This window comes from Streptomyces sp. NPDC087215, from assembly GCF_044744885.1.
In the GTDB taxonomy this organism is placed as follows: domain Bacteria; phylum Actinomycetota; class Actinomycetes; order Streptomycetales; family Streptomycetaceae; genus Streptomyces.
Window position 1 is genome coordinate 96,978 of record NZ_JBIUZD010000012.1, and the last position, 12,497, is coordinate 109,474.

Here is a 12,497-nt window from a genome sequence, read left to right on the forward strand (position 1 = left end):
GAGCCCGCCCCGGCCGATCGGAGGCACCGGCAGAAACCCCTGGGTGAAAGGGATTTCCTCCTCACGGCCGTCCTCGGCCGGACGCACGGGGGACCCGGCCACGGTCCTGCCCGGCTCATCGGTCAGATGGTTCCGCCCGGCGGGCCGGGTGCGACGGGCCTCCCCGGGCGTGGCGGGCTCCTCCGGTCAGACGGCGTCCCCGGTCGAACGGGGCCAGGCGGCCTCGCGCAGCAGGCGCAGGCCGTTGAGGCCGACGATGACGGTGGACCCCTCGTGTCCGGCGACGCCGAGCGGCAGGGGGAGGACGGCGACGAGGTCCCAGACGACCAGCGCGGTGATGAACACCCCCGCGACGGCGAGGTTCTGGACGACCAGGCGGCGCGCGGCGCGGGAGAGCCGGACGACCGACGGGACGGCGGCGAGTTCGTCGCGTACGACGACGGCGTCGGCGGTCTCCAGGGCGAGGTCGGATCCGGCCCCGCCCATGGCGATCCCGGTGTGCGCGGCGGCCAGGGCGGGGGCGTCGTTGACGCCGTCGCCGACCATGAGCACCCGGCGGCCCTCGGCCTCCCACGCCTTGACGACGGCCGCCTTGTCCTGGGGCAGCAGTCCCGCGCGGACGTCGGTGATGCCGACCTCGGCGGCCAGCCACCGTGCCGCGCGCTCGTTGTCGCCGGTGAGCAGGACGGGGGTGCGGCCGGTCAGGCGGGTGAGTTCCGCGACGGTGGCCGCCGCGTCGGGCCGCAGCCGGTCGGCGAGGCCGAGTACGCCCACCGGCTCCCCGTCGCGCGCGACCACGACGACCGTGCGGCCGTCCTCCTCCAGCGGGGCGACCACCGCCCGGTGAGCGGCGTGACCGGAGCCGTCCAGGAGGTGGGCGGGCGAACCGACGGTGACGGCGCGGCCGTCGACGGTCGCGGTGACCCCGCGACCGGGAGCGGCCGTGAAGTCGTGGGCCTCCGGCAGGCGCAGGCCCTCCTCGCGGGCGGCGGTGACCAGGGCGCGGGCGAGGGGATGTTCACTGGGGTGCTCCGCCGCGGCGGCCAGTGCCAGCAGGCCGCTCGCGTCCAGCCCGCTTCCCGCCAGCGGCCGGACGTCGGTGACGCGGGGAGTGCCCTCGGTGAGGGTCCCGGTCTTGTCCAGGGCGACGGTGTCGATCTGGCCGAGGCGTTCCATGACGACGGCGGACTTGGCCAGCACTCCGTGCCGTCCCGCGTTGGCGATGGCGGACAGCAGCGGCGGCATCGTGGACAGGACGACCGCGCACGGCGAGGCCACGATCATGAACGTCATCGCCCGGAGCAGGGAGGACTGGAGCGTGGCGCCCAGGGCCAGGGGCACGGCGAAGACGGCGAGGGTGGCGACGACCATGCCGATCGAGTAGCGCTGTTCGATCCTCTCGACGAAGAGCTGGGTGGGGGCCTTGGTCCGGGAGGCTTCCTCGACCATCCTCACGATCCTGGCGATGACCGAGTCCGACGGGTCCCGCTCGACCCGCACGCGCAGGGCGCCGGTGCCGTTGACGGTGCCGGCGAACACCTCGTCCCCGGCCTGCTTGGGCACCGGCAGCGGCTCACCGGTGATGGTGGCCTGGTCCACGTCACCGGCCCCGTCCACCACCCGGCCGTCCGCGCCGACCCGCTCGCCGGGGCGGACGAGGACCGTGTCCCCGACCCTCAGGTCCCCGGTGTCCACGGTCTCCTCCCCGCCGCCGGGCAGCAGGCGGGTCGCGGTGGCGGGCGCGAGGTCGAGCAGGCCGCGCACGGAGTCCGCCGTCCGCGCGGTGGCCAGGGCCTCCAGGGCGCCGGAGGTCGCGAAGATGACGATCAGCAGCGCACCGTCGAGGACCTGGCCGATCGCGGCGGCCCCCAGTGCGGCCAGCACCATCAGGAGGTCCACGTCGAGCGTCCTGTCCCGCAGGGCCTTCACTCCCTCCCGGCCCGGCTCCCAGCCCCCGGTGACGTAGGTCCCGGCGAACAGCGCCGCCCACAGCCATACCGGGCCGTCCAGCAGATGGACGGGCAGCGCGAGCAGGAACAGCACCAGGGAGGCGAGGGCCCAGCGGGCTTCGGGCAGCGCCAGCAGACGGGTGCGCCGCCGGGGCGGGGCCGGGCGCGGGCCGCCGGCGGGCGGAGCGGACCGCTGGTCCAGGGCGGAAGGCATGACGAGGCGACCCTTCACGGGCGGGAGGGGATGACACCTCCACCATACAAGAACATGTGAACAGGTCTTCATGTGTCATCGGTATGATGGTGCTCATGGGCCACGGACACGAGACCAGCAGCAGCGCCGGTACCCGCGAGCGTCTCGACGCGGTCGGCGCCGCCGACGTGGCCGCCACCCTCCAGGCCCTGGCCACCCCCTCCCGGCTCTACATCCTCGCCCGCCTCCAGGAGGGGCCCTGCTCGGTCGGGGAGCTCGCCGAGGCCGTCGGCATGGAGAGCTCGGCCTGCTCCCACCAGCTCCGCCTGCTGCGCAACCTCGGTCTGGTCACCGGTGAGCGCCGAGGCCGCAGCATCGTCTACTCGCTCTACGACGACCACGTCGCCGAACTCCTCGACCAGGCCCTTTACCACGTGGAGCACCTGCGCCTGGGCCTGCGCGACGCCCCGGCGGGCGAGTCCGCCCCGGCGGCCGCCGGTCGCTGAGCGCTCGGCGCCCCTCGAAGCCCCCGGGGCCTGGGCCGTGTTCGAGGTCCGGCCGCCCCGCGCGTGCCCTTCGCCAACGCGAGGCGACGGTTCGGGGCGCGCCGATCCGTCAGCGGCTGTGAACCCGGCCCGCCGCGTGCGGATGCCCCGGCGGGGGACGGCGGCCCCGCGGCCGTTGCTGAGGGAGGGCGCGTCTCCCGGCACGGGCGGGGTCGTGTGCGGGGGTCGCGTCTTCCGTGGCGGCGCGTGGTCGGCGGATGCGCGCCGAAGGCGGCCGGACGGCCTGCTCTCCGGCTCCGCCGCCGCACGTCTCAAGGGCCCGCCCGAGGACTCCCTGCGCCGGGCGGACCTGGTCGCGGACCGGGACCGCGCCGACATCCGTGAAGAGCGGCCCCACGGTGGTGGGCGGCCCGGCGTCGGCGTCCCGCTTCCCGAGGGGCAGGAGCCCGGCCGCACCCGACGACGTACGCGAAGAGGCGCGGGGGCGGCTCGAAGGAGACCGGCAGGTCCACCGGTTCCGTCTTCCGTACCGCCACGAGAACCTTCCGCCCCCGGCCGCCCGCGCCGCGCCGCCCGTGTGACCCGACGTCATGGCTTCCACGGCCCCGCCCTGTTCACGCGCGCGTGCGGCCGCGCCGCTTCCGCCGCCCGGTCGCGCGCCGCGTCACCGATCGCCCCGACCCCATTTTTGAACACGTTCAGCAGGGGCGTACGCTGCCCCCATGAGCGACACGAACGGGCCCCGAGCCCTTCTCGCACGCATTCGCGCCTGGCTGATCCTCTTCGTCGTCTGTCTCGTCCTGAGCGGGCTCACGGCCTTCCCGCTCATCACCGAACTCCGGCTGCTCGACTCCGCCCTGAGCACCTGGGCGGCCCCCGTCGCCGACGCCCTGCCCGGACTCGCCGAGTGGATCCACACGGTCCGGCTCGGGCTCGACACCGCGGGCGCCGAGTCCCCGTACCTGCTCTACGGCACCGACTGGCTCGCCTTCGCCCACCTCGTCATCGCGGTCGCCTTCTACGGCGTCCACCGCGACCCCGTCCGCAACGTCTGGGTCGTCGAGTTCGGCATGATCGCCTGCGTCGGCATCATCCCGCTCGCCCTGATCTGCGGCCCGATCCGGGACATCCCCTTCTGGTGGTCGGTCGTCGACATGTCCTTCGGGGTCTTCGGCATCCTGCCCCTCATCCACGTACGCCGACTGATCAAGCGCCTGGAAGCGAGCGGGGAGACGCTCCGGAGCCTCCCGGTCCGACAGCCCGCCGGGGCGCCCGCCGGGGCGCCGTCCGAGTGATCCCGTACGCGGTGTGCCGCGCCCGGTTCGTTGGTTAGGGTGAGGCACGAAGGCCGACCGGGCCCGCCGCCCGCGCGCCGGACGGGGCCAGGAGCCGAGGCCCGGGGGCCGGTCGAGACCGCCGGACAGCGGCCGGACACGACGAGGGGGCTCCGTTGGACCGCCTGATCACCACCACCGCCGAACCGGACGTGACCGGGCGGCCGGCACCCCCGGTGCTGCCACCCGCACTTCGTTCGACGCTGGGCCCGGCGGCCGTCCTCGCCGCCCTCGTGGTCCTCCTGCTCGGCGTCCTGTACGGCGGCCGGGGCGGGCCCGGCGCCGTGGACGAGCGGATCGAGGCGGCCCTGGACGACGTCCGGCCGCCGTGGCGGACGCTCGCCCTGGCCGTCGACTTCCTGGGGGAGCCCGCCGGAGCGGCCACGCTGATCGTGGCCGCCGTGGCGGGCTGCCTGCTGCTCCGCCGTCCCCGCGCCGCGGTGCTCGTCGTCCTCGGCACCGGTGTGCCCGTGGTGGCGACGACCCTGCTCAAGCACGTCGTGGGACGCACCATCAACGGCGGCCACCTGTCCTACCCGAGCGGACACACCGCCTTCCTCACCGCCCTCGCCCTCGTGGCGGGAGTGCTCGCGGCCGGACGCCTCGGCCTCGCCAGGGCGACCGGGGCGCTGCTGGTGCTCACCGGGGCGCTGGTCGCCGGGGGCGCCATGGGCTGGGCACAGGTCGCCCTGGACGCGCACTACCCGACCGACACCGTCGGCGGCTGGTGCACCGCGCTCGCGGCCGTCCCCGCCCTCGCCCGGCTGATCGACCGGACGGCCGACCGGCGGGCCGCGCGGACGGCCGCCACCGGCCGCCCCGCACGGCCCTGACGTCAGGTCACGCCAGACGGCGGAACACGGGCTTCACCGGCCGTCCCGCCAGCCACGGGGTCGGGTCCCCGGCGTCCAGCGCCTTGCGGTACACCGCGCACGCCTCGGCCACCACCTCCACGGTGTGGTCGATGTCGGCCTCGTCGAGCGCGCTGCTCACCACGAACGACGGGGCGAGCACCCCGCCCGCGAGCAGGGCGCGGAGGAACAGGGTGCGGTACTCCTGCGAGGGCCGCCCGGCCCCGTCGAGGGTGGCGAACACCAGATTGCTGGCCCGGCCCCGGACGAGGAGGTGGTCGCCGACGCCCGCTCCGGCCGCCGCCGCGCGGACCCCGGCGGCCAGCCGTTCGCCGAGGGCGTGCAGTCGCGCGGTGATCCCCTCCTCCACATAGGTGGTGAGGACGGCCATCGCGGCGGCCAGTGAGTGGGTCTCCGCGCCGTGCGTGGTCGACAGCAGGAACACCCGCTCGCCGGAGTGCCGCAGCCCGCCCCGCTCCATCAGCTCGCGGCGCCCGGCGAGCGCGGAGACGGCGAAGCCGTTGCCCAGCGCCTTGCCGAACGTGGAGAGGTCGGGGACGACGCCGTACAGGCCCTGGGCGCCCGCCTCGGACCAGCGCAGGCCGGTGATCATCTCGTCGAAGACCAGCACGCATCCGTGCCGGTCGGCCAGTTCGCGCAGACCGGCGAGGTATCCGGGCGGCGGTTCGCTGTGCCCCGCGGGCTCCAGGATCAGACAGGCGACCTCGTCCCGGTGGCGGGAGAGCAGTTCCTCGGTGGCGGCCAGGTCCCCGTACGGGAAGGCCAGGGTGAGTTCGGTGGTCGCCGCCGGAATGCCCGCGGGCATCGGCGTGGTGCCGATGAACCAGTCGTCGGTGGAGAAGAACGGCTGGTCGCCGCAGACGGCCACCCGGGGGCGCCCGGTGACGGCGCGGGCGAGGCGAACCGCCGCGGTCGTGACGTCGGAGCCGTTCTTCGCGAACTTCACCATCTCGGCGGTCGGCACCGTGGCCAGGAACCGCTCGGCGGCCTCGACCTCCAGGACGGACGGCCGGACGAAGTTCCCGCCCCGGTCCAGCTCCCGCCGGACCGCCTCGGTGACGCGCGGATGGACATGGCCGAGACTGACCGACCGCAGACCGGAGCCGTACTCGACATAGCGGTTGCCGTCCACGTCCCACACATGGGCGCCCCGCCCGTGGCTGATGACCGGGGCCAGGTCCTCGGGGTACTGGTCGTCACCCTTGGCGTAGGTGTGCGCGCCGCCCGGGATCAGGGCGTGCAGCCGCTCGTTCGCCCGCCGCGAGCGGGGGAGGGGGAAGTCTTCGGTGTTCACGCTGATCTCAGTTCTCCTCGTGCTTCAGAGCCTCGGCGTGCTTCAGCGCCTCGGCGAGGCCCGGCGCCTCCCGGTCCCGCCGGGACGCCGAAGCGACCGGCAGCGGCCACGGAATGCCCAGCTCCGGGTCGTCGAAGGCGATCGTCACGTCCTCGGCCGGGTCGTGCGGCCGGTCGATGCGGTACGAGATGTCGGCGGTCTCGGTGAGCGCCTGGAAACCGTGGGCGCACCCCGCCGGGATGTACAGGGTGTGCTGCGTCTCGCCGGAGAGCTCGAAGAAGGCCGTGTTGCGGTACGTCGGGGAGCCCGCCCGCAGATCGACGACGACGTCGAAGATCCTCCCGTACGAGCACCGCACGAGCTTGGCCTCCCCGGCGCCCGCGCGCAGGTGCAGACCGCGCAGCACGCCCCGGACCGACCGGGACAGGCTGTCCTGGACGAAGGCGTCCGGGTCGAGGCCGACCGAGCGGACCACCTCGGCGTCGAAGGTGCGGCAGAAGAAGCCGCGTTCGTCGGCGTACGGCGTCGGTTCGAACAGGTAGGCCCCGTCGATCTCCGGGACCGGGGTCGCTCTCATGTGTTCTCCCGCAGGGCGTGGGCGTGGGCAGGACCGGTCCTCGGGAAGAGGGCCGAGGTCAGGGCGGCGAACTGGTGGTCGAGGCGCCGGGCGGCGGCCCGGTTCCGCTCGGCGAGGACGCTCCGCAGCTCCGCCGAGCGCCGTTCGAGCTCCCGGAACTGTTCGAGCAGCCGGTCGGCGTCCACCTCGCGCGCCGGATGGCGGTACGCGCCGAGACCCATCTCGGCCATCAGCGCGTCGCTCTTCGCCGCGTAGCTGAGCGCGAGCGTCGGCGTGCCGACCTTCAGCGCGCAGACCAGATTGTGGTACCGGGTCGCCACCACCGTGTCGGCGGCGGCCATCTCCTTCATCAGATCGCCGAGCGAAGCCGCCTCCGAGACGGTGACCAGCGGCGAGTCCACCGCTTCGAGGATCGCGGCCACCACCGGCGCGTCGCACGCGTCCCCGGTGACCAGCCGGACCGGCCGGCCGTCCTCGGCCAGCGCACGGACGAACCGGGTCGTCCCGTCGAGATAGCGCCGGTGGATCTCCTCGGCCCGGTCGCGGTCGTCGTTGCCCCCGTGGAAGGCCATGACACCGACACAGACCGGGCCCGGCGGCCCCGGGGGCGTGCCCGGCGACGGCGTCGGCAGGGCGAACGCGAGGTCCGGATACACCTCGTCGCGCGCGGTGTCCACGCCCATCGCCCGCATCGCGTCCCGCGACAGGGTGTCGCGGTACGACCGGTACGCGGCCAGCCGCGCCGACCAGCGCACCAGCGCCCGGGTCGGCCGGTCGCGGATCGTGTCGGCGCCGACCCCGGCCAGCGCGACCCGGGTGCCGAACAGCCGCCCGGTCGCGCAGAGCAGGAACAGCGCGTACGGGAAACCCCACGGCCGCAGCGGCAGCGTGGCCTCCAGGACCCCCATGCCCGGCACGATCACCACATCGTGGCGGCGCACCCAGACGGCCGTCCGCACGGCGTCGACGAGCTTGCCCAGGCCCTTGCCCGCGACCGCGCCCACCCGCGACGCCGTCCGGTACTCCCCGCCGTACCAGTGCAGCCGGGTCGCGGGGACGCCGTACCGGGCGGTGACCGCCTCGGGACCGCCGCACAGCGCGTCCACCACCGCCCCCGGATGCTCCGCGCGGAGGTAGCCGAGGACCGCTTCGAGCGAACCGTCGTTGCCCAGGTTGCCGGAGCCCAGCAGCCCGAACACCCCGACGCGCGCCCCGGCCCTCCGGGTGGAGCTCACGCCTTCCTCCCCTCACGCCCGGCGACCAGGTCGTCGAGGGAGACCGTGGTCCGGCCCGGGTCGACCGGAGCACGGTCCTCGACCCGCTCACCGGCACCCGGCCGGACCCGGCTGGTCGCCCACGCCACCAGATGTCCGTAGCAGGCGCGCCGGTCCGCCGTGGACAGCGGCGCGCGCCGGATCGCCGACACGAAGCCCGCCACGTACTCGGCGAGCAGCCGGGGCGTCGGATGCAGCGGACCGGCCCGGCGCGGATCCAGGTTGACGCACCGGGAACGCTTGGACGGATTGGCCCGCTCGGCCCGGGTCGGGTGGTCGCGGCGGAAGTACAGCAGCTCCGGCACCTGGTGGAACGGCCCGTGCAGACCGATCTCGGAGACGAACGTGCGGTCCGCGTGGTGGTAGCTGTCGTGCGGCTTCACCCGGCGCAGCACATCGGCCCGCATCACCCCGTAGAAGTCGTCGCCGCCGGGCTCGAACAACATGCTGCGAAAACGCGTCGGCGCGTGCGGGGAGTCGGTGGCGAGCCCGTACGCGTACGGCACCTTCACCCGGCCCTCGCCGTCGATGACCGCCTGCCCGCTGTGCGCCAGGATCACCTCCGGCCGCTCGTCCAGCGCCTCCACACAGGCCCGCAGCAGGTCCCGGGCGTACAGGTCGTCGTGCGAGGCCCACTTGAACAGCTCGCCCCGGCACTCGGTGAACACGTAGTTGTGGTTCGGCGCGGCGCCGATGTTCCGGGGCAGCCGGATGTACCGGACGCGCGAGTCCCGCTCGGCGTAGCGGCGGCAGATGTCCCGGGTCCCGTCGGTCGACGCGTTGTCGGAGACGACCAGCTCGAAGTCCTCGTAGGTCTGGCCGAGCAGGGCCTCGAACGCCTCGGCGAGGTACTCCTCGCCGTTGTACACGGGCAGTCCGACGCTCAGCCGGGGAGGGGTGGTCATGTGGTCCTCACTTCACGGATGGTGTGGTGATCGTGCGCGTGCAGGGCGGACCGCAGCTCCAGCCACCACACGGCGGAACTGACCGCCGTCGCTCCGGCGACGCCCCAGGCGGAGCCGACGGTGCCGCCGACGAGCGCCCCGCCGAGCCCGCCGCAGACGTAGAGGGTGGAGGCGATCAGCTGACAGCGCAGGCTGCGCCGGGCGGCGGCGAGCGCGCGCAGCCCGGCCGCCGCGCCGGTGCCCAGGCTGGCGCCCGCGACACCGAGCGTGGCCGGCACGATGAGCTGCGAGGCGGCGTACCAGACACCGCCGAGCACGAACTCACCGAACCGGTCCGGTACGAACAGCAGCGCCGCGCCCCAGAGCAGCGCGGCGACGGCCTGCCCGCCGCCGAGCAGCAGACAGAACACGCGCAGCCGGTGCGGGGCCTGCCGCAGCACCCGCGCCGCCTCCGCGACGGTGACGAGCGAGAGGCCCATCAGGACGGCGAGGAACGGGCCGAGCAGCAGCTCGGAACCCCGGACGACGCCGACCGCGCTGACCCCGACGATCGCGCCGAGGCCGTACGCGCGCAGCTGGCCCGCGCCGCTGACCCCGACGTTCTCGACGAGGTACCGGTAGCCGAGGTCGCGCTGCTCGCGCAGCCAGGCGCGCGCCTCGGTCACCCGGGGCCGGATGCCGGACTGGTAGCAGCCGTACGCCGCCGGTACCGCGGCGGCGGCGCCCCAGGCGAGCACGAACCCGGCGACGCTGCCCACCCGGGCCGCGACCACCATCGCCGGGACGAGCGCCAGGCCGCCCAGCAGGTCGTTGGCGAAGGCCTTCCGCCCGGTGCCCGCGGCGAAGAAGGAGAACCGCCAGGCGTCCTGGAGCAGCAGTGCGGGCAGGACGGCGCCGAGGCAGGCGAACGCGTGCCCCACCCGGCCGCCGATACCGAGCCCCGCCGCCAGACACACGGCGCCGACACCGACGGCGACGCAGAGCGCGGTCCCGGTCGACCGGGCGGCCGCCGCGCGCCAGACCCCCGTGGGCACCCCGCTGAAGCGCACCATCAGCGGGTCGGTGGCCAGCCCGCGGGAGACCCCCAGCACCACGCCGTAGGTCACCCAGACCAGGCTGAACACGCCGAACGCGGCCAGCCCCAGCGACCGTGCGACATAGACCCCCACGACGAAGTTGGTCATGCTGCAGACCGCCTGGTCGGCGAGCCCCCAGGACAGCCGCCCGGCGATGGTCCGCAGGGCGGTGGGCCGGGCCGAGGGCACCGCCGTCCTCTCGCTTCCGGTGGTCATCGGATCACGCCTTGATCAGTCCGGCGTCACGCAGGGCGTCGGCCGCGTCGGCGACCGTGTCGAACGGCAGCCCCGACCGCTCGGCGACGTCGAGCAGACCGTGCTCGCCGTCCGACATGCTGAGCACCCAGAGCATGGCCATCTGCGCCTGCTTCGCGTCGCTGCGACCGCCGAGCGACTCGTACAGCCCGCGCCGCCCGAGCTGCGGTTCCCCGTACGGGCTGAGGTTCTGGTACCGCCGGTCGCGGTCCAGGACCGCGAACACCTCGCGGCAGACGGCGAGCGTGTCCGCCATCGCCTCCGGGGAGACGAAGTCCGGATCGTCCGCCGAGGTGTGGTACTCGGGATAGGCCGCGTACGGGGTGCGGCTGAGCGAGCCCACGCCGAGATCGAAACCGGGGGAGCAGTACTGCCGCTCGTCGTAGCCGTACGGAGTGAACTCGTCGATCCGGTGCGGGCGTTCCGAGGCCGTCAGCACGTGCCGCACCGCCCGGTCGATCTCCGCGTCGCCGCGCCTGCTCCGCTTGTACGTCAGCTGGCCCGGGTCCCCGGCGCAGGCCAGCACCAGGCCGTGTCTGACCCGCTCCACCCGCTCCGCGTTGCGGGCCAGCCAGGTGATCGCCCCGATGGTGCCCGGCGCGAAGATGAACCGGTAGGTGTGGTACGGCGTCCGCTCGGCCAGCTCCTTGGCCAGGAACGTCGCCACCGCGACCCCCGCCATGTTGTCGTTGGCCAGCGAGGGGTGGCAGATGTGACAGGAGACGATCACCTCCTCCGGCACCTGCCCCGGCACCACGTGCTCCGCGTAGGTGAGGTGGCCGTTCGCGAGGGTGGAGTCGATCCGCACCTCGTAGTCGCCGTCCGGCATCGCGTCCAGGGTCTCCTGGGACAGGCAGAACCCCCACTCCGGCGTGTAGTAGCTGGTCCGGTACGGCACCCAGGAAGGCTGGTCCGGCAGGGTGTGCAGATGTCCCCGCAGCTCCGCCAGCGGCATGGTCGCCGCCACCGGCACGCTGTAGCCGAGCACGTGCAGACTGGACTCGGCGAAGTCGACGACCCGTCTGCCGCTCGCGTCGGCGATGTAGGCGTCCCGGATGTTCCACTCCTGCGGCACGGTCCAGTCGAGCACCCGCGTCCCGGTCGGCACCTCGTGCACCTGGAGCGGGAGGTGTTCGCCCACGATGTCCAGGGTGGCGCGCACCCCGTCGCCCGTGATGCTCCGGCAGAGCGGGTACAGCCGCTCCACCAGCGCGTGCATCTCCTCGCCGACCGTCGTCATCGGCGCCACCGCAGGGTGTCGTCGACCGCGCCGCTCTCGGAGCCCGCGCGCAGCACCGCGAGACGGGTGAACCGGCGCTCGAAGTCCTCCCTGGTCAGCCCGTGCTCCCGGTAGGCGTCGGCGAGTTCGAGGGCGCCCCGCTTCACGGTCCACTCGCAGTCGAAGCCGGGGATCGCCGCGCGGAACCGGGAGAAGTCCACCCGGTACGAGCGGGGGTCGGCGCCGTTCTCGCCGGTGATGCGGACCTTCGCGCCGGATACCGCCTCGGCGACCTGCCCGGCGATCTCGGCGACGGTGACGTTGTTGGCCTCGCCGCCGATGTTGAACGCCCGGTCGTGCACCGCCTCGCGGGGCGCGTCCAGCGCTGCGGTGAAGGCACGCGCGATGTCGGCGGCGTGCACCAGCGGTCGCCACGGCGTGCCGTCGGAGAGCACCAGGACCTCGCCGGACAGGAGCGCGTGGCCCACCAGGTTGTTCAGGACGATGTCGGCGCGCAGCCGGGGCGAGTACCCGAAGGCGGTGGCGTTGCGCATGTACACCGGGGTGAAGTCGTCGTCGGCCAGCGCGTGCAGATCGTCCTCCACCCGCACCTTGGACTCCGCGTACGGCGTCACCGGACGCAGCGGGGCCTCCTCGGAGACCAGCTCGTCACCCCCGGCGGCGCCGTAGACGGAGCAGGTCGACGCGTACAGGAAACGGCGCACCCCGGCCTCGCGGGCGAGCCGGGCCAGCCGCACGGAGGCGTGGTGGTTGATGTCGTAGGTCAGGTCCGGCGCCAGCGAGCCCAGCGGGTCGTTGGAGAGCGCGGCCAGATGGATCACGGCGTCCACCCCGGCCACGTGCTCGGCCGTGACGTCCCTGAGGTCCACCCGGTGGCCCGCCGGGTCTTCCGGCCGGGGGCCGAGGACACAGTCCGCGAACAGGCCCGAGTCGAGGCCGACGACCTCGTGCCCGGCGGCGGCGAGGACCGGTGCCATCACGGTGCCCAGATAGCCCTGGTGTCCGGTCAGCAGTACGCGCAA

General features: G+C 74.2%; 11 protein-coding genes. 3 read left to right on the forward strand and 8 right to left on the reverse strand.

What is annotated here, in order from left to right:
* Window positions 1-186 precede the first annotated feature (186 nt).
* Window positions 187-2,163, reverse strand: a complete 1,977-nt coding sequence (locus tag ACIO92_RS26260; RefSeq protein ID WP_402283085.1) for a heavy metal translocating P-type ATPase — start codon at window positions 2,161-2,163, stop codon at window positions 187-189.
* Window positions 2,164-2,258: 95 nt separating this feature from the next.
* On the opposite strand from ACIO92_RS26260, the gene ACIO92_RS26265 reads away from it, so the two are divergent.
* The 3 genes from ACIO92_RS26265 (at window position 2,259) to ACIO92_RS26275 (ending at window position 4,815) form a co-directional block, all read left to right on the forward strand.
* Window positions 2,259-2,648: a metalloregulator ArsR/SmtB family transcription factor gene (locus ACIO92_RS26265; RefSeq protein ID WP_366443366.1), complete on the forward strand. Its 390-nt coding sequence runs from the start codon at window positions 2,259-2,261 to the stop codon at window positions 2,646-2,648.
* A gap of 722 nt (window positions 2,649-3,370) precedes the next feature.
* On the forward strand, window positions 3,371-3,943 hold the full coding sequence (locus ACIO92_RS26270) for a hypothetical protein (protein WP_366443367.1): 573 nt from the start codon (window positions 3,371-3,373) through the stop codon (window positions 3,941-3,943).
* A 191-nt stretch (window positions 3,944-4,134) separates the two neighbouring features.
* Window positions 4,135-4,815, forward strand: coding sequence for a phosphatase PAP2 family protein (locus ACIO92_RS26275; protein ID WP_366443446.1), 681 nt, complete (start codon window positions 4,135-4,137; stop codon window positions 4,813-4,815).
* Between the two features lie 7 nt (window positions 4,816-4,822).
* Here the strand turns inward: ACIO92_RS26275 and ACIO92_RS26280 are convergent, their stop codons facing one another.
* The 7 genes from ACIO92_RS26280 to ACIO92_RS26310 are packed head-to-tail and all read right to left on the reverse strand — an operon-like array spanning window position 4,823 to window position 12,497.
* Window positions 4,823-6,148, reverse strand: a complete 1,326-nt coding sequence (locus tag ACIO92_RS26280; RefSeq protein ID WP_402283082.1) for a glutamate-1-semialdehyde 2,1-aminomutase — start codon at window positions 6,146-6,148, stop codon at window positions 4,823-4,825.
* A gap of 7 nt (window positions 6,149-6,155) precedes the next feature.
* On the reverse strand, window positions 6,156-6,725 hold the full coding sequence (gene rfbC, locus ACIO92_RS26285) for a dTDP-4-dehydrorhamnose 3,5-epimerase (RefSeq protein WP_366443370.1): 570 nt from the start codon (window positions 6,723-6,725) through the stop codon (window positions 6,156-6,158).
* Window positions 6,722-7,960: a polysaccharide pyruvyl transferase family protein gene (locus tag ACIO92_RS26290; RefSeq protein ID WP_402283080.1), complete on the reverse strand. Its 1,239-nt coding sequence runs from the start codon at window positions 7,958-7,960 to the stop codon at window positions 6,722-6,724. The genes rfbC and ACIO92_RS26290 overlap by 4 nt, the downstream gene beginning before the upstream one ends.
* Window positions 7,957-8,904 carry a glycosyltransferase family 2 protein gene (locus ACIO92_RS26295; protein ID WP_366443372.1) on the reverse strand — a complete coding sequence of 316 codons (948 nt, stop codon included), beginning with the start codon at window positions 8,902-8,904 and terminating at the stop codon, window positions 7,957-7,959. The genes ACIO92_RS26290 and ACIO92_RS26295 overlap by 4 nt, the downstream gene beginning before the upstream one ends.
* The gene (locus ACIO92_RS26300) at window positions 8,901-10,196 is read right to left on the reverse strand and encodes a hypothetical protein (protein WP_402283078.1); all 1,296 of its coding nucleotides are present in this window, start codon (window positions 10,194-10,196) and stop codon (window positions 8,901-8,903) included. The genes ACIO92_RS26295 and ACIO92_RS26300 overlap by 4 nt, the downstream gene beginning before the upstream one ends.
* Before the next feature lie 4 nt (window positions 10,197-10,200).
* Window positions 10,201-11,475 carry a DUF4910 domain-containing protein gene (locus tag ACIO92_RS26305; protein WP_402283076.1) on the reverse strand — a complete coding sequence of 425 codons (1,275 nt, stop codon included), beginning with the start codon at window positions 11,473-11,475 and terminating at the stop codon, window positions 10,201-10,203.
* Window positions 11,472-12,497: an SDR family oxidoreductase gene (locus ACIO92_RS26310; RefSeq protein ID WP_366443376.1), complete on the reverse strand. Its 1,026-nt coding sequence runs from the start codon at window positions 12,495-12,497 to the stop codon at window positions 11,472-11,474. Before ACIO92_RS26310 ends, ACIO92_RS26305 begins: the two co-directional genes overlap by 4 nt.